Annotated in this window: 13 protein-coding genes; 11 read left to right on the forward strand and 2 right to left on the reverse strand. The window is 70.1% G+C overall.

From position 1 onward, the window contains the following. The 10 genes from Q7A36_RS05935 to Q7A36_RS05980 all read left to right on the forward strand — a co-directional run bounded on the left by Q7A36_RS05935 (position 1) and on the right by Q7A36_RS05980 (position 11,613). Positions 1–1,515: an NADH-quinone oxidoreductase subunit M gene (locus Q7A36_RS05935; RefSeq protein ID WP_305102736.1), complete on the forward strand. Its 1,515-nt coding sequence runs from the start codon at positions 1–3 to the stop codon at positions 1,513–1,515. A 2-nt stretch (positions 1,516–1,517) separates the two neighbouring features. Beyond that, positions 1,518–2,939: an NADH-quinone oxidoreductase subunit NuoN gene (nuoN, locus tag Q7A36_RS05940; protein WP_305102737.1), complete on the forward strand. Its 1,422-nt coding sequence runs from the start codon at positions 1,518–1,520 to the stop codon at positions 2,937–2,939. Further along, positions 2,936–3,712 carry a biotin--[acetyl-CoA-carboxylase] ligase gene (locus tag Q7A36_RS05945; RefSeq protein ID WP_305102738.1) on the forward strand — a complete coding sequence of 259 codons (777 nt, stop codon included), beginning with the start codon at positions 2,936–2,938 and terminating at the stop codon, positions 3,710–3,712. The genes nuoN and Q7A36_RS05945 overlap by 4 nt, the downstream gene beginning before the upstream one ends. Before the next feature lie 4 nt (positions 3,713–3,716). Further along, complete coding sequence (locus Q7A36_RS05950) at positions 3,717–4,517, forward strand: type III pantothenate kinase (protein WP_305102739.1); 801 nt, start codon at positions 3,717–3,719, stop codon at positions 4,515–4,517. 108 nt (positions 4,518–4,625) lie between these two features. Then, positions 4,626–6,296 carry a ribonuclease J gene (locus Q7A36_RS05955; protein WP_305102740.1) on the forward strand — a complete coding sequence of 557 codons (1,671 nt, stop codon included), beginning with the start codon at positions 4,626–4,628 and terminating at the stop codon, positions 6,294–6,296. A gap of 81 nt (positions 6,297–6,377) precedes the next feature. Then, positions 6,378–6,638: a DUF1467 family protein gene (locus tag Q7A36_RS05960; protein ID WP_305102741.1), complete on the forward strand. Its 261-nt coding sequence runs from the start codon at positions 6,378–6,380 to the stop codon at positions 6,636–6,638. Between the two features lie 416 nt (positions 6,639–7,054). Beyond that, positions 7,055–8,365, forward strand: a complete 1,311-nt coding sequence (gene proS, locus Q7A36_RS05965; RefSeq protein WP_305102742.1) for a proline--tRNA ligase — start codon at positions 7,055–7,057, stop codon at positions 8,363–8,365. Between the two features lie 63 nt (positions 8,366–8,428). Beyond that, positions 8,429–9,682 (forward strand): lipoprotein-releasing ABC transporter permease subunit, encoded by a 1,254-nt coding sequence (locus Q7A36_RS05970; RefSeq protein ID WP_305102743.1) that lies wholly within the window; start codon positions 8,429–8,431, stop codon positions 9,680–9,682. Then, complete coding sequence (locus Q7A36_RS05975) at positions 9,675–10,940, forward strand: lipoprotein-releasing ABC transporter permease subunit (RefSeq protein ID WP_305102744.1); 1,266 nt, start codon at positions 9,675–9,677, stop codon at positions 10,938–10,940. The genes Q7A36_RS05970 and Q7A36_RS05975 overlap by 8 nt, the downstream gene beginning before the upstream one ends. Then, positions 10,933–11,613: an ABC transporter ATP-binding protein gene (locus Q7A36_RS05980; protein ID WP_305102745.1), complete on the forward strand. Its 681-nt coding sequence runs from the start codon at positions 10,933–10,935 to the stop codon at positions 11,611–11,613. Before Q7A36_RS05975 ends, Q7A36_RS05980 begins: the two co-directional genes overlap by 8 nt. Positions 11,614–11,616: 3 nt before the next feature. On the opposite strand, the gene Q7A36_RS05985 is transcribed toward Q7A36_RS05980, so the two are convergent. After that, positions 11,617–12,033 carry a hypothetical protein gene (locus tag Q7A36_RS05985; protein ID WP_305102746.1) on the reverse strand — a complete coding sequence of 139 codons (417 nt, stop codon included), beginning with the start codon at positions 12,031–12,033 and terminating at the stop codon, positions 11,617–11,619. Positions 12,034–12,295: 262 nt separating this feature from the next. On the opposite strand from Q7A36_RS05985, the gene dnaE reads away from it, so the two are divergent. Beyond that, positions 12,296–15,736, forward strand: coding sequence for a DNA polymerase III subunit alpha (gene dnaE / locus Q7A36_RS05990; protein WP_305102747.1), 3,441 nt, complete (start codon positions 12,296–12,298; stop codon positions 15,734–15,736). A 97-nt stretch (positions 15,737–15,833) separates the two neighbouring features. Here dnaE and Q7A36_RS05995 read toward each other — a convergent pair whose 3' ends face one another. Further along, positions 15,834–16,088: an Lrp/AsnC family transcriptional regulator gene (locus Q7A36_RS05995; RefSeq protein ID WP_305102748.1), complete on the reverse strand. Its 255-nt coding sequence runs from the start codon at positions 16,086–16,088 to the stop codon at positions 15,834–15,836. Positions 16,089–16,136: the final 48 nt, after the last annotated feature.

Genomic DNA, 16,136 nt, shown 5'->3' on the forward strand with positions numbered 1-16,136 from the left:
ATGAACGCCGCCGGCTTTCCGCTGCTCTCGCTCGTCACCTTCCTGCCCCTGGCGGGGGCGGCCATCATCATGTCGGTGCGCGGCGATGACGCGGTCATCGCCCGCAACGCCCGCTGGACCGCGCTCTGGACCAGCCTGATCGTCTTCCTGCTCAGCCTGATCCTCTGGTTCCGCTTCGACCGTTCCTCCGCCGGCTTCCAGTTCGAGGAGAAGCTCGCCTGGCTGCCGGAATTCGGCGTCGGCTACCACATGGGCGTGGACGGCATCTCCGTCCTCTTCGTCCTGCTCTCCACCGCCCTGACGCCGATCTGCATCCTGGCCTCCTGGGAGGCGATCGAGACCCGCGTCCGCGAGTACATGATCGCCTTCCTGATCCTCGAGACGATGATGGTGGGCATGTTCTGCGCCCTCGACTTCATCGTCTTCTACGTCTTCTTCGAGGCGGTGCTGATCCCGATGTTCCTCATCATCGGGGTCTGGGGCGGGCCGCGGCGGGTCTATGCCGCCTTCAAGTTCTTCCTCTACACCCTGCTCGGCAGCGTGCTGATGCTGCTGGCCATCCTCTATCTCTGGTACAATGCCGGCACCACCGACATCCCGGAGCTCTTCGAGCAGACCGTGCCGCGCGCCGCGCAGGCCTGGATCTTCTTCGCCTTCCTCGCCAGCTTCGCGGTGAAGGTGCCGATGTGGCCGGTGCATACCTGGCTGCCGGACGCACACGTGGAAGCGCCCACGGCCGGCTCGGTCATCCTGGCCGGCGTGCTGCTGAAGATGGGCGCCTACGGCTTCCTCCGCTTCACCCTGCCGCTGCTGCCGGAGGCCTCGGCCGAGTTCGCGCCGCTCATCTTCGTCCTCTCGGTCGTCGCCGTCGTCTACACCTCGCTGGTGGCGCTGGCGCAGGAGGACATGAAGAAGCTGATCGCCTATTCCTCGGTCGCCCATATGGGCATCGTCACGATCGGCATCTTCGCCCTGAACCACCAGGGCCTCTCGGGCGCGCTCTTCACCATGCTCGCCCATGGCGTCGTCTCGGGCGCGCTCTTCCTCTGCGTCGGCGTGCTCTATGACCGCGTCCATAGCCGCGAGATCGCGCGCTATGGCGGCATGGCGAACGTCATGCCCTCCTACGGCCTGGTGTTCCTCTTCTTCACCATGGCCTCGGTCGGCCTTCCGGGCCTGGCCAATTTCGTCGGCGAGTTCCTGGTGATCGTCGGCGCCTGGCGGGTGAACCCCTGGGTCGCCTTCGGCGCCGCCCTCGGCATGATCCTGGGCGCGGCCTACATGCTCTACCTCTACAAGCGCGTCGGCTTCGGCAAGGTGACGCGGCAGGACCTGCGGGCGCTGCTCGACCTCAGCCCGCGGGAATACACGGTCTTCGCGCCGCTGATCCTGCTGACGCTGTGGATGGGCGTCTATCCGCAGTCCTTCCTCTCCTTCTTCGAGGCCTCGGTGGCCAACCTCGTCGCGCGGCATGAGGCGGCGCTCGGCGCCGCCCGCCTGGCCGGGATTCACTGACCATGATCTGGACCCTCGCCCTGCCGGAGCTCGCCCTCGCGGTCGCCGGCCTGGTCATCCTCGCCGCCGGGGTCATCCCGAAGCAGGACACCTTCTTCCCGGTCTCCATGGCCTGCGTCGGCGCCCTGCTGCTGGCGGCCGTCCTGGTCCTCGGCCAGGGGGAAGGCACGGCGCTCAGCGGCCACTACGTGGCCGATGCCTTCAGCGGCTTCATGAAGGTGCTGACGCTCGCCGCCGCCGCGGTCGGCATCCTCCTCTCGCTCGACTTCAATGAGCGCGAGGGGCTGGCGCGCTTCGAGTTCCCGATCCTCATGCTCTTCGCCACGCTCGGCATGATGGTCATGATCTCGGCCAACGACCTGCTCTCCCTCTACCTGGGGCTCGAGCTGCTCTCGCTGCCGCTCTACGTCATCGCCGCCTTCAACCGCGACAGCGGCCGCTCGGCCGAGGCGGGGCTGAAGTACTTCGTGCTCGGCGCCCTTGCCTCCGGCCTGCTGCTCTATGGCAGCTCGCTGGTCTACGGCTTCGCCGGCACGACGAATTTCGACCGTCTGGGCGAGGCCTTCTCCGAGCCGGCGGGCGTCTCGCCGGGCGTGATCGTCGGCGTCGTCTTCGTCATCACCGGCCTCGCCTTCAAGGTTTCGGCGGTGCCCTTCCACATGTGGACGCCCGACGTCTACGAGGGCGCGCCGACCCCGGTGACGGCCTTCTTCGCCTCGGCGCCGAAGGTCGCGGCCATCGCGCTGCTGGCCCGCGTGCTGCTCGGCCCCTTCGGCGACCTGGTGGCGCAGTGGAGCCAGGTCATCACCCTGGTCTCGCTGGGATCCATGATCCTCGGCAGCTTCGCCGCGATCGGGCAACGCAACCTGAAGCGGCTGATGGCCTATTCCTCCATCGGCCATGTTGGCTATGCGCTCATGGGCCTGGCGGTCGGCACCGATATCGGGCTGCGCGGCCTGCTGATCTACATGGCGATCTACGTCTTCATGAACCTCGGCACCTTCGCCGTGCTGGTGGCCATGCGCCGCCAGGGCCGGTCGGTCGAGGGGATCGAGGACCTCGCGGGCCTCGGCCGCACCGATCCGGTGACCGCGATGTGGATGGCCGTGTTCATGTTCAGCATGGCCGGCATCCCGCCGCTCGCCGGTTTCTTCGGCAAGCTCTACGTCTTCCTCGCGGCCGTGCAGGCGGGCTTCTGGACCCTCGCGGTGGTCGGCGTGCTGACCAGCGTCGTCTCCGCCTACTACTACCTGCGCATCGTCAAGGTGATGTATTTCGACGCGCCGGTGGGCAGCCTCGATCGCGCCCCGGCCAGCCTGACGGTGGTGATGGCCGGCACCGGCCTCTTCACCGCGCTCTTCGCGCTCTGGCCGGCGCCGATCCTGGCCGCTGCGCAGGCGGCGGCCTCGGCGCTGCTGGGGTGACGGGCTCCGGCCAGGGCGGGGCCGCCCCGGGCGGGGAGGCGCCGGCCCTGCCGGAAGGCTGGCGCCTCGAGGTGCACGAGGCGCTGCCCAGCACCTCCGACCTCCTCTTCCGCCGGGCGGAGGCGGGCGAGCCCGAAGGGCTCGCCATCCTCGCGCGGCAGCAGACCGCGGGGCGCGGCCGTGCCGGCCGCGCCTGGGCCTCGCCGCCCGGCAACCTCTACCTCTCCGTGCTGCTGCGTCCTCCGGGGCCGGCGCGCGAGGCGCCGCAATGGAGCCTGCTGGCCGGCGTCGCACTGGCCGAGGCGGCGGCCGAGGTGGTGCCGGAGGCCGGCGCCCTCCGCCTGAAATGGCCGAACGACCTGCTGCGGGACGGCGCGAAATGCGCCGGCATCCTGGCCGAGAGCGCGCTGACCCCGGCCGGTGGCCTCGCCTGGATCAGCCTCGGCATCGGGGTGAACCTGGCGCATGCGCCCGCCGTGGCTGATCGCCCGACCGCGACCCTCGGCGCCTCCACCGCACCGGAGGCCTTCGCCGCCCGCCTGCTCCGGCGCCTCGATCACTGGCGGGCGGTGCAGCGCGCCGCCGGCTTCGGCCCGGTGCGGGCCGCCTGGCTGCGCTTCGGGCCAAGGCCGGGGGAGGCGGTCACGCTCCGCGGCCTCGATGGCGCGGGCGCTTTCGCGGGCCTCGCCGAGGATGGCAGCCTGCTCATCGAGACCGACGGGACGCGGCGGGCCATCCCCGCCGGCGAGGTCCTGTCCCAGGGAGACGCCTAGTGTCATGCTGCTCGCGATCGATGCGGGAAACACCAATGTCGTCTTCGCCGTGCATGACGGCACGGAATGGCGTGGGCGCTGGCGCATCGCGACCCGCGCCGACCGGACCTCGGACGAATATGCCGTCTGGCTGCTGGCGCTGTTCCAGCACTGCGGCCTGAAGCCGGCCGAGATCGACCGCTGCGCCATCGGCACCGTGGTGCCGGCCGCCCTCTACAACCTCCGCCGCCTCTCCCGCGAGTGGTTCAACGTGGAGCCGCTGGTGGCCCGGGCCTCGGTGAACTGGGGCTTCGAGATCCGGGTCGACCGGCCGCAGGAGGTGGGCGCCGACCGGCTCCTGAACTCCCTCGCCTCGCACCACCACTACCAGGGGCCGCTGGTCGTGATCGACTTCGGCACGGCGACGACCTTCGACGTGGTCGATTCCGATGGCGCCTATCTGGGAGGTGTCATCGCGCCCGGGATCAATCTCTCGATCGAGGCGTTGCACAAGGCGGCGGCGCGGCTGCCCCGGATCGGCATAGGCCGGCCGCAGGCGGTGATCGGGCGGGATACGGTGGCGGCGATGCAGTCGGGCATCTACTGGGGCTATGTCGGTTTGATCGAGGGTATCGTCGGCCGCATCCAGGCCGAGCACGAGGCTCATCTGAAGGTGGTCGCGACCGGCGGCCTGGCGCCGCTCTTCGCCGAGGGGACCACCGTCATCGAGACGATCGACGCGGATATCACCCTGGAGGGCCTCCGCCTGTTGGCGGAGCGCAATCCGGTGCCCATCTTGCAGAAATCGGTGCGCGACACGCCGTGAGCGCGAACCGGCATCCGGTCCCCCGACAGCCGGGGCGGCCGGATACCGCATCGCGTTTGCAACGACAAGGCTGGCCCGGGCTGCTGAAACCCCGGTCCAGGATGAGGTATGGACGATTTCATGGCGACGGCCGGACCCGATCCGGCCGGTGATCTGGCATTCATTCCGCTCGGCGGGACCGGCGAGATCGGGATGAACCTCAATGTGTACCGCTGCGATGGCCGGTTGCTGGCCATCGATTGCGGCATCGGCTTCGGCGGGCCGGAGAACCCCGAGGTCGACGTCATGGTGCCCGACCCGACCTGGCTGGCGGAACGGCGCGACCGGCTGGTCGGCCTCGTCGTCACCCATGCGCATGAGGACCATGTGGGCGCCGTCGCGCATCTCTGGCCGCAATTGCGCTGCCCCGTCTATGCCGGGCCCTTCGTCTCGGCCGTGCTGCGGCGGAAGCTCGGCGAGGCGGGGCTGCTGGGCGAGGCGAAGATCGTCACCGTGCCGCTCGGCGGCAAGCTGTCGCTGGCGCCCTTCGACCTGGAATTCCTCCGCGTCGCTCATTCGGTGCCGGAGGCGCAGGCGGTCGCCATCCGCACCCGGCACGGCACGGTGCTGCATACCGGCGACTGGAAGCTCGACCCCGACCCGCTGATAGGCGAGCCGACCGACGAGGCGGCCTTCGGCCGCCTCGGCGGGGAGGGGGTGCTGGCCATGGTCTGCGACTCGACCAATGCGCTGGTCGAGGGGCATTCGGGCTCCGAGGCCGAGGTGCGGCGGAACCTCACCGCCATCATCCGCAGCCTGACCGGGCGCGTCGCCGTCTCCTGCTTCGCCACGAACGTCGCGCGGGTCGAGAGCATCACCAAGGCCGCCATGGCCGCCGGGCGGCAGGTCGCGCTCTTCGGCCGGTCCTTGCGCAATGCCGAGGCCGCGGCGCGGGAATGCGGCTATCTCACCGACATCCCGCCCTATGTGCCGGAGGAGGAGGCCGGGTATATCCCGGACGACAACCTCCTCATCATCTGCACCGGCAGCCAGGGCGAGCCGCGCTCGGCCCTGTCGAAGATCGCGGCCGATACCCATCCCAACATCGCGCTCGGGGAGGGCGACACCGTCATCTTCTCCTCCCGCATGATTCCGGGGAACGAGCGGGGGATCCTGCAGCTCCAGGACCAGTTGGCGCGGCGCGGGTGCAAGGTCATGACGGCCGACGACCACATGGTCCATGTCTCCGGCCACCCCGCGCGGGACGAGCTGAAGCGGCTCTACCAGCTCGTGAAGCCGAAATACGCCGTGCCGGTGCATGGCGAGTGGCGCCACCTCTCAGAGCATGCGGCGCTGGCGCGCGAGCTCCAGACCATCCCGATCCTGGTCGAGGATGGCGACGTCCTCCAGCTCGGCCCCGGGCGGCCGGAGGTGGTGGAGGGCGTGCCGACCGGGCGCCTCGCCGTCGACAATGGCCGGTTGCTGCCGTTGCAGGGCGGGGTGCTGGCCGCGCGCAAGCGCATGCTGTTCAACGGCGTGGTCATGGCCTCGCTCGCCGTGGACGGCGCCGGGCGGGTGCTGGGCACGCCGCAGATCTCCGCGCCCGGGCTGCTCGACGGCGACGAGGGCATCGGGCCGCAGCTCGCGGCCGAGCTGGCGCGGGCGGTCACCGACCTGCCGAGCGGGCTGCGGCGCGAGGACGACGCGCTGCGCGAGGCGGCGCGGACCGTGCTGCGCAAGGCGGTCGGCCGGCGGCTGCGCAAGCGGCCCAATGTCGAGGTCCATCTGCTGCGGGTCTGACGGCCCGCGGCTGCGCCCGAACCACCATGGCCGGGTCCGACCCGGCCATCCCCTCCACGCGCGCGCTGCAAGGAGCGGCCCATGGGCTGGGTCAGCGGAATCGTCGTCTTCTTCCTGATCTGGTGGGTCGCGCTCTTCGCCGTCCTGCCGATCGGCACTGCCCCGAATCCGGACGGTGATCCCGATACCGGCTGGCGCGGGGTCCCCGTGCGCCCGCGACTCCTCCGGAAGGTGCTGCTCACCACCCTGGTCGCGGCCGTGATCTGGCTGGGGGTCTATGCGCTCATCGAGAGCGACTGGCTCAGCTTTCGCAGCGGTTGGCTGGCTTTGCCGGAAAAATGAGCGACTTTCCAGCCTTTAGGCTGGTGTCGCCTTCGTGTTGGGCATTTCCGGTGTGAGAGCCTTTTTTTTCGCCGATTTCGGCAGCCTTTGCCGTTGTCCGACGTTGGGTCTCCGCGTCACCATGCATGCAGAGAGAGGGTTGGTCCTCTCTCTGCCGTGTGACTGGCGTTTCCTCCCTAAACTCGGGCCGTACCCAGTGGGTGCGGCCCTTTTTTTCGTCTAGCGCAGGAATGACCGGCTGCCAAGCCTGTCTGAACGAATCCGGCCCGGATTCTTGCCCCTTTTTGCGTGGTGCGCTGCAGCAAAGAAAGAAAATTGCGAAGCCGCCGGTTTTGCGCGGAGCGCACCAGCCCATCCCCCCGGCGGCCGATCCGGGCTAAAGGAAGCGCCGGAATCGCTTGCCCCAGGAGTTTGCCTTGCGCCTCTCCCGCGCCTTCCTGCCGACGCTGAAGGAAACCCCGGCCGAGGCGCAGATCGCCTCCCACCGCCTCATGCTGCGCGCCGGCATGATCCGGCAGACCAGCGCCGGCATCTATGCCTGGCTGCCGCTGGGCTGGCGGGTGCTGCAGAAGGTCGAGCAGATCGTTCGGGAGGAGCAGGACGCCGCCGGCGCGCAGGAGATCCTGATGCCGACGATCCAGACCGCCGATCTCTGGCGCCAGTCCGGCCGCTACGACGCCTATGGGCCGGAGATGCTGCGGCTGAAGGACCGGCATGACCGGGACATGCTCTATGGCCCGACCAACGAGGAGATGGTCACCGAGATCTTCCGGACCTATGCGAAGAGCTACCGGGACCTGCCGCGCAACCTCTATCACATCCAGTGGAAGTTCCGCGACGAGGTCCGCCCGCGCTTCGGCGTCATGCGCGGCCGCGAGTTCCTGATGAAGGATGCCTATTCCTTCGACCTCGACCATGCCGGCGCGGTGCGCAGCTACCGGCAGATGTTCGTCGCCTATCTCCGTACCTTCGCCCGGATGGGGCTGAAGGCCATCCCGATGCAGGCCGATACCGGCCCGATCGGCGGCAACCTCTCGCACGAGTTCCTCATCCTCGCCGAGACCGGCGAGAGCCAGGTCTTCCTGCACAAGGACCTGCTCGACTTCGACGTGCTGTCGCAGGCGGTGGACTATGACGGCGACCTCTCGCCCATCGTCGATTTCTGGACCAGCCGCTACGCCGCGACCGACGAGAAGCATGACGAGGCCGCCTGGAACGCGATCCCGGAGGCCGACCGCGTCTCGGCGCGCGGCATCGAGATCGGCCACATCTTCTATTTCGGCACCAAGTACAGCGCGCCCATGGGCCTCCAGGTCAGCGGCCCGGACGGGAAGATGGTCACGCCGGAGATGGGCAGCTACGGCATCGGCGTCTCCCGCCTGGTCGGCGCGATCATCGAGGCGAACCACGACGAGAACGGCATCCGCTGGCCGGAGGCGGTGGCGCCCTTCAAGGCCGTCGTGATCAACCTGAAGACCGGCGACGCCGCGACCGATGCGATGGCCGAGAAGATCTACGGCGTGTTCGGCCAGGATGCCGTCTATGACGACCGCGACGACCGCGCCGGCGTGAAGTTCGCCGATGCCGACCTGATGGGCTATCCCTGGCAGGCGATCATCGGCCCGCGCGGCGCCGCCGCCGGCAAGGTGGAACTGAAGCGCCGCGCGACCGGCGAGCGGGTGGAACTCTCGCTCGAGGACGCGATCGCGCGGATCAAGGGCGGCTGAGCGCGATCCGATCGTGCAGCGACGCAGCGAGGAGCGGAGCGTGAATCGGCTCGCCAAACTCTGATGTTCGGGCCCTTCGAGCGCATGGTCGCCTGGCGCTACCTGCGCGCCCGCAAGGGGGAGCGCTTCGTCTCCATCACCGCGGCCTTCTCTCTGCTCGGCATCGCGCTCGGCGTCGCCGCGCTGATCATCGTGCTGGCCGTGATGAACGGCTTCCGGCAGGACCTGATCGGCCGGATCATCGGCCTCAACGGCCACCTGGCCGTGCAGCCCGCCAGCGGCCGCAGCCTGCCGGACTATGCCGCGCTGGCGGAGCGGCTGCGCGGGCTGCCGGGCGTGGAGCAGGTGGCGCCCACCGTCGAAGGCCAGGTGCTGCTGACCGGCGAGGGCGGCGGCGCCTCCGGCGGCCTGGTCCGCGGCATCGCGCCGGAGCAGTTGCGCGAGCGCGCCGTCATCGCGCGGGGGATCCGCCGCGGCAGCCTCGAGGAGTTCCAGGGCGAGGACACCGTCGTGGTCGGAATGCGCCTCGCCGCCCGCATGGGCCTTCGCCTGCAGGACCGGCTGACCCTGGTCCTGCCGCAGGCCAAGGGCGGCGACTTCAGCGCGGCGCCCCGCCAGCGCGCCTTCCGCGTGGTGGCGATGTACGAGGTCGGCATGCCCGAATATGACGGCCGGCACATCTTCATCCCGCTCGCCGCCGCGCAGGCGCTCTTCGGGCTGGAGGGGGCCGTCAGCCAGATCGAGCTCTTCGTCGCCGACCCCGCCCAGGTCGCGCCCGTCACCGCCGAGGTCCGCCAGGCGCTGGCCGGCCGGCCGCTGCGCATCGCCGACTGGCAGGGCGCCAACAGCAGCGTCTATGCCGCGGTCGTGGTGGAGCGGAACGTGATGTTCCTGATCCTGACCCTGATCGTGCTGGTGGCCGCCTTCAACATCATCTCCTCGCTCACCATGCTGGTGAAGGACAAGGGGCGGGACATCGCCATCCTGCGCACCATGGGCGCCGGCAGCGGCGCCATCCTCCGCATCTTCCTGCTCTGCGGCGCGACGGTCGGCTGCGGCGGGACGCTGATCGGCTTCGCGCTCGGCCTCGGCATCGCGCTGAACTTCGACGCGCTGCGCACCGGCATGCTGGCGCTGGAGGGCACGCCGCTCTTCCGGCCGGAACTGCTCTACCTCACCCAGCTCCCGGCCGTGGTGGACCCACGGGAGGTCGCGCAGGTCGTTGCCATGGGCCTTATCCTCTCCCTGGCCGCCACCCTCTACCCGAGCTGGCGGGCGGCGCGCATCGACCCGGCCCAGGCGCTGCGGCATGGCTGAGGCCGCCGCCTTCGGGCCCTTCGAGCGGGCGGTCGCCGCACGCTACCTGCTGGCGCGCAGGGGGGAGCGCTTCGTCTCGGTCATCGCCGGCTTCTCGCTGGTCGGCATCGCCCTCGGCGTCGCCACGCTGATCGTGGTGTTGAGCGTGATGGGCGGCTTCCGGCAGGAATTGCTGGGACGCATCCTCGGGCTCAACGGCCATCTCGGCATCACCGCGGTGCAGGGACCGCTGACCGACTATGACGCGGCGGCCGAGCGCATCCGCGCCATCCCGGCGGTGGCGCAGGCCGCGCCGGTCGTGGAGGGGCAGGTCCTGCTCACCACCGATGCCGGCGCCTCGGCCGGCGGGCTGGTGCGCGGCATCGCGCCGGCGGACCTGCGGGCCCGCGCCATCATCGCCGGCAACATCAAGGCGGGCAGCCTGGAGCAGTTCGAGGGGCAGGACGCCATCGTCATCGGCACCGGCCTTGCCCGCACGCTGGACGTCAAGGTCGGGGATCGCGTCACCCTCGTCTCGCCCCAGGGCCGCGTGACGGTCTTCGGCACCGTGCCGCGGCTGCGCGCCTATCGCGTGGTCGCGCTGTTCGAGGTCGGGATGCAGGAATACGATGCCGGCTTCGTCTTCCTGCCGCTCGCCGCCGCGCAGCTCTTCTTCCAGATGCCGAAGGCGGTCAGCCAGATCGAGGTCCATCTGCGCAACCCCGACGACTCCGCCGCCGCGGCCCGGGCCATCCGCCAGACCCTGGTCGAGCGGCCCATCCGCATCGCCGACTGGCAGGACGCGAACAGCGGCTTCTTCGCGCTGGTGCAGGTGCAGCGGAACGTGATGTTCCTGATCCTGACCCTCATCATCCTGGTGGCCGCCTTCAACATCGTCTCCTCGCTGACGATGCTGGTGAAGGACAAAGGCCGCGACATCGCCATCCTGCGCACCATGGGGGCGGGGCGGGGGGCGATCCTCCGCATCTTCCTGCTCTGCGGCGCGGCGGTGGGCGGCGTCGGGACGCTCGCCGGCTTCGGCCTCGGCCTGCTCTTCTGCGCGAACATCGAATCCATCCGGCAGGCGCTGATGCGGATCACCGGCACCACGGTCTTCGACCCGGAGATCTACTTCCTCACGCAGATCCCGGCTGTCGTGAACCCCTGGGAGGTGGCGCAGGTGGTCGGCCTTGCCCTGCTGCTCTCCCTGCTGGCGACGCTGCTGCCGAGCTGGCGCGCGGCGCGGCTCGACCCGGTGGAGGCGCTGCGCGATGAGTGAGGCCGTGCTGCGCCTGGCTGCCGTCGAGCGGCGCTACCGCACCGAAGCCGGCGAGCTGCCGGTCCTGCGCGGCGCCGAGCTCGCCTTGCAGGCCGGCGAGATCGTGGCGCTGGTCGCGCCCTCCGGCACCGGCAAGTCCACGCTGCTGCACCTGGCGGGGCTGCTGGAACGGCCGGACGGCGGCGAGGTCCTCGTCGAGGGCCGCGCCGCCGGCACGCTGGCCGACCAGGCGCGCACCGCCATCCGGCGGACCACCATCGGCTTCGTCTACCAGTTCCACCACCTGCTGCCGGAATTCACCGCGGAGGAGAACGTGGTGCTGCCGCAACTCGCCGCCGGCACGGCGCGCGGCCCGGCGCGGGAGAGGGCGCGGGCCTTGCTGGCGAGCTTCGGCCTGCGCGGGCGGGAGCACCATCGTCCCGGACGCCTCTCGGGCGGCGAGCAGCAGCGCGTCGCCATCGCCCGTGCGCTGGCCAACCGCCCGCGCATCCTGCTGGCGGATGAGCCGACCGGGAACCTCGATGTCGGCACCGCCGGCCTGGTCTTCGACGAGTTGCTGCAGGCGGTGCGCGGCCAGGGCCTGGCGGCGCTGATCGCCACGCACAACCCGGAGCTCGCGGCGCGGATGGACCGCACCGTGACGCTGCGGGATGGGCGGGTGGTCGAGGCCTGACCCCTACTCCGCCGGCGCCAGCATCGGCGCGGGCCGCACGGCGGGCGCGCCGCGCAGCATCAGCAGCACCAGCCGCGCGAGGAAGAGCAGCGCGCCGGCCATCCAGACCATCGCCGCACCGATGGCCAGGCCCGGCTGGTGGTGCTCGATCGACAGGTAGATGCCGAAGGGGAAGGCGAAGGCGGCGGTCGCCGAGAGCACATATTGCGCGATGGCCGGGACCCGTCGCTCCGCCAGTTCCGGCCAGGCCCGGTAGGTCAGCCCCATCAGCGCCAGGGAGGTCCAGCCGAGCAGGTTGAGATGCGCATGCACCGGCGCGAAGTGGAAGTCATGGGCGATGCCCATGGCAATGCCCATCCCGACGCCGATGACGAGGCAGAGCGCGGCCGAGGCGAGGAAGAGCAGGGGCAGGCGGGGCATCCTGGTGTCTCCGTATCTTGGATGCCGCCCGCTTAGGCTTGACCCCGCATCGAGTCTGTGCGCCGGCGCACGGTTCGCGGCCGCCGGGGTGTGGCGCACGACATCCACGCGGCGGCGCGCGCCATGCCGCACACCTGGCTCGCCGCCGCGGCTCCCGCCTGCCGCGGCGAGGCCTGGAGGACACGGCCGCCATGGCCATCGTGCGGCGGTCCTCCGGCCCGCCCGCGCCGTGCTATCCTGCCGGCCACCCCGGGAGTCGCGCATGGCCGAGAGCTTCGTCCACCTTCATGTCCATTCCAGCTATTCGCTGAGCGAGGGCGCCATCAAGGCGGAGAAGCTGGCGACGCTGGCGAAGGAGGCGGGCATGCCGGCGGTGGCGCTGACCGACAGCGCCAACCTCTTCGGCGGGCTGGAATTCGCCCAAGGCTGCTCCGGCAAGGGCGTGCAGCCGATCATGGGCTGCCAGCTCTTCCTCTCCCGCACCGCCTCCGACGACCGGCCGGAGGCGGAGCGCCTGCCGCCGGACCCGATCGTCGCGCTGGCGATGGATGCGCGCGGCCTCGACAACCTGCAGCGCCTCTCCTCCAAGGCCTATCTCGCCGGCGATCCGTCCGGCCGGCCCTGCCTCCGGCTCTCGACGCTGGAGGAGCATGCGGAGGGCCTCTTCCTTCTCACCGGCGGCACCTTCGGGCCGATCGGGCGGCTGCTGGCGGAAGGCCGCCGCGCTCCGGCCGAGATGCTGCTGCAGCGCCTCGCCACTGCCTTCCCGGACCGGCTGGCGGTGGAGCTGAACCGCCATGGGCTCGAGGTCGAGAAGGCGATCGAGCCGGCGACCCTGGCGCTCGCCGACGAGCTCGGCCTGCCCATCGTCGCGGCCAACGACGTCTACTTCGCCACGCCGGCGATGCACGAGGCGCATGACGCGCTGCTCTGCATCGCCGAGGGCCGGACGATGGCCGAGGAGGACCGCCGCCGCGTCACCGCGGAGCACTGGTTCAAGCCGGCCGATGCCATGCGCGCGCTCTTCGCCGACCTGCCGGAGGCCTGCGACAACACGCTCGCCATCGCCCGCCGCTGCGCCGTCATGGTGGAGACGCGGAAGCCCGAGCTGCCGGTCTGCCCCAAGGTCCAGCCGGGAATGACCGAGGCCGAGACGGTCCGCGACATGGCGACGCGCGGGCTCGAGGCGCGGCTGGACGCCGCCGGCAGGCCGGAGGCGGAGCGCGAGCCCTATCGCACGCGGCTGGCCTATGAGCTCGGCGTCATCGAGCAGATGGGCTTCTCCGGCTATTTCCTCATCGTCGCCGACTTCATCCAGTGGGCGAAGTCGCAGGGCATCCCGGTCGGGCCGGGCCGCGGCTCGGGCGCGGGCTCGGTCGCGGCCTGGGCGCTGACCGTCACCGATCTCGACCCGATGCGCTTCGGCCTGCTCTTCGAGCGCTTCCTGAACCCGGAGCGCGTGTCGATGCCCGACTTCGACATCGACTTCTGCCAGGACCGGCGCGACGAGGTGATCAACTATGTCCGCCGGGAATACGGCGCCGACCGCGTCGCGCAGATCATCACCTTTGGCAAGCTGCAGGCCAAGGCCGCGGTGCGCGATGTCGGCCGCGTGCTGGGCATGCCCTATGGCCAGGTGGACCGCATCGCGTCGCTGATCCCCTTCAATCCTGCGAAGCCCGTGACGCTGGCCCAGGCGATCGAGGGCGAGCCGCGGCTGCAGCAGATGCGCGACGCGGACGAGCAGGTGGCGCGGCTGCTGGAGATCGCCAACCAGCTCGAGGGGCTCTACCGCAACGCCAGCACGCATGCCGCCGGCGTCGTCATCGGCCGCAAGCCGCTGATCGAGATCGTGCCGCTCTACCGCGACCCGCGCTCCGACATGCTCATCACCCAGTACTCGATGAAGTATGTCGAGCAGGCCAGCCTGGTGAAGTTCGACTTCCTCGGCCTGAAGACGCTGACGGTGATCGAGAAGGCGCTGGCGATCCTGAAGGGGCAGGGGATCGAGGTCGACATCAACGCCATCCCGCTCGACGACCGCAGGACCTACGAGATGCTCTGCCGCGGCGATGCCGCCGGGGTGTTCCAGTTCGAAGGCGCGGGCATGCGGGACTGCCTCCGGCAGATGCGCGTCGACCGCTTCGAGGACCTGATCGCCGCCGTCTCGCTCTACCGCCCCGGCCCGATGGCGAACATCCCGGCCTATTGCCAGCGCAAGCACGGCGAGGCCTGGGAGAGCCCGCATCCGAAGATCCACCACATCCTGGAGGAGACCTTCGGCATCATGGTCTACCAGGAGCAGGTGATGCAGATCAGCCAGGAGCTGGCGGGCTATTCGCTCGGCGGCGCCGACCTGCTGCGCCGCGCCATGGGCAAGAAGATCGCCAAGGAGATGGAGCAGCAGCGCGCCATCTTCACCGAGGGCGCCGTGAAGAACGGCATCGAGCCTGCCAAGGCGACCGAGATCTTCGACATGATGGCGAAGTTTGCGGAATACGGCTTCAACAAGTCGCATGCCGCGGCCTATGCGCTGGTCAGCTACCAGACCGCCTGGCTGAAGGCGAACCACGCGGTCGCCTTCCTCGCGGCCTCCATGACGCTCGACATGGACAAGACGGAGAAGCTGGCGAGCCACATGCAGGAGGCCTCGCGCCTCGGCATTCCCGTGCTGCCGCCGGACGTGAACCGCTCGGGCGCCGAGTTCCTGGTGGAGACGACGGAGGAGGGCAAGGCGGCGATCCGCTTCGCGCTTGCTGCCGTCAAGCGCGTCGGCGCGCAGGCGATGCAGGACTTGGTGCGGGCGCGCGACGCCAAGGGACCCTTCGGCTCGGTCGCCGAGTTCGCGCATCGGGTCGACCCGAAGCTGCTGAACAAGATGCAGATCGAGAACCTGGCCAAGGCCGGGGCCTTCGACAGCCTGGAGAAGAACCGCGCCAAGCTGGTGACCGGCGCCGAGGTGATCCTCCGCCGCGCCCAGGCCGCGGCGGAGGAGCGGGAGAGTTCGCAGATCGCCCTCTTCGGCGGCGCGGATTCGAAGCCCGAGCCGCTGCGCATGCCGGAGATCACGGACTGGCCGCAGCTCGAGCGGCTGTCCTACGAGGCGGAGGCGGTCGGCTTCCACCTCTCGGCGCATCCGCTCGACACCTACAAGTCCGTCCTGCAGCGGCTCGGCGTCACGCTCTCCTCCCGGATCGAGGAACGCGCCAAGGCCGGCGCGGCGCGGCTCAAGCTGGCCGGCACGGTCGTCGCCACCAAGGAACGGCCGACCCGCACTGGCAGCCGCATGTGCTGGGTGACGCTGTCGGACGCCGCGGGCAGCTACGAGGTGACGCTGTTCTCCGAGGTGCTGAGCCGTTCCCGCGAACTGCTCGCCGAGGGCACGGCCGTGCTGGTGACGGCCGAGGCGCGGCTGGATGGCGAGATGCTGCGCCTGACCGCGCAGGACCTGGAAGGGCTGGAAAAGGCCGCGCAACAGGTGGGGCAGGGGATCCGGCTGTGGCTGGAGGGCGAGGCCGGCATCCCGAAGATCCACGAGCTGCTCGGCCGCGAGGGCCGCGGCCGCGGCCGCATCGTGGTGGTGGCGCGGACCGGGCAGGGGCAGGAGGTGGAGATGGCCCTGCCCGGCGGCTTCAACGTCTCCCCGCGGCTGATGCAGCAGATGAAGGTGCTGCCCGGCGTCGCCGGGGTCGAGGCGGTCTGACGCCCGGCGGGGCGGGGCGGCCGCTTCGGACCGCCTCGTAAGTTGGGCGAGCCAATTAGACCTCCGGACCATCCGGCGCTTCGGTCATCGGCACGCCTCAGCCCTTCGCCGCCGAGAAGGCGTTGAAGGTCTGCAGCGTATAGGTGTCCTTCACGCCGGGGACCGTTTGCAGCGTCTCGACCACGAACATGCCGATATCCTGGTCGGCCTCGAGGTAGAATTTCCCCATCAGGTCATACTGGCCGGAGATGGAGTGCATCTCCGACAACTGCTCGATGGTGTCCGCCATCTGGCGTGCCACGCGATAGGCCTGGCCCATCTCGCATTTGATCATGACGAAGATCGCCCGCATGTTTTTCGATCCTTCAACTGCCGTTTTCCCGTCGGCCGGTTCCCGGGC

It is taken from the genome of Paracraurococcus lichenis (genome assembly GCF_030657435.1).
Taxonomy (GTDB): domain Bacteria; phylum Pseudomonadota; class Alphaproteobacteria; order Acetobacterales; family Acetobacteraceae; genus Paracraurococcus; species Paracraurococcus lichenis.

Bases quoted from the DNA above. Each gene is read 5' to 3' on its own strand.
- Q7A36_RS05955 (WP_305102740.1), top strand. From the start codon at position 4,626: ATGGACGATTTCATGGCGACGGCCGGACCCGATCCGGCCGGTGATCTG.
- nuoN (WP_305102737.1), top strand. From the start codon at position 1,518: ATGATCTGGACCCTCGCCCTGCCGGAGCTCGCCCTCGCGGTCGCCGGC.
- Q7A36_RS05985 (WP_305102746.1), bottom strand. From the start codon at position 12,033: ATGCCCCGCCTGCCCCTGCTCTTCCTCGCCTCGGCCGCGCTCTGCCTC.
- Q7A36_RS05970 (WP_305102743.1), top strand. From the start codon at position 8,429: ATGTTCGGGCCCTTCGAGCGCATGGTCGCCTGGCGCTACCTGCGCGCC.
- Q7A36_RS05935 (WP_305102736.1), top strand. From the start codon at position 1: ATGAACGCCGCCGGCTTTCCGCTGCTCTCGCTCGTCACCTTCCTGCCC.
- Q7A36_RS05980 (WP_305102745.1), top strand. From the start codon at position 10,933: ATGAGTGAGGCCGTGCTGCGCCTGGCTGCCGTCGAGCGGCGCTACCGC.
- Q7A36_RS05950 (WP_305102739.1), top strand. From the start codon at position 3,717: ATGCTGCTCGCGATCGATGCGGGAAACACCAATGTCGTCTTCGCCGTG.
- Q7A36_RS05960 (WP_305102741.1), top strand. From the start codon at position 6,378: ATGGGCTGGGTCAGCGGAATCGTCGTCTTCTTCCTGATCTGGTGGGTC.
- Q7A36_RS05975 (WP_305102744.1), top strand. From the start codon at position 9,675: ATGGCTGAGGCCGCCGCCTTCGGGCCCTTCGAGCGGGCGGTCGCCGCA.
- Q7A36_RS05995 (WP_305102748.1), bottom strand. From the start codon at position 16,088: ATGCGGGCGATCTTCGTCATGATCAAATGCGAGATGGGCCAGGCCTAT.
- dnaE (WP_305102747.1), top strand. From the start codon at position 12,296: ATGGCCGAGAGCTTCGTCCACCTTCATGTCCATTCCAGCTATTCGCTG.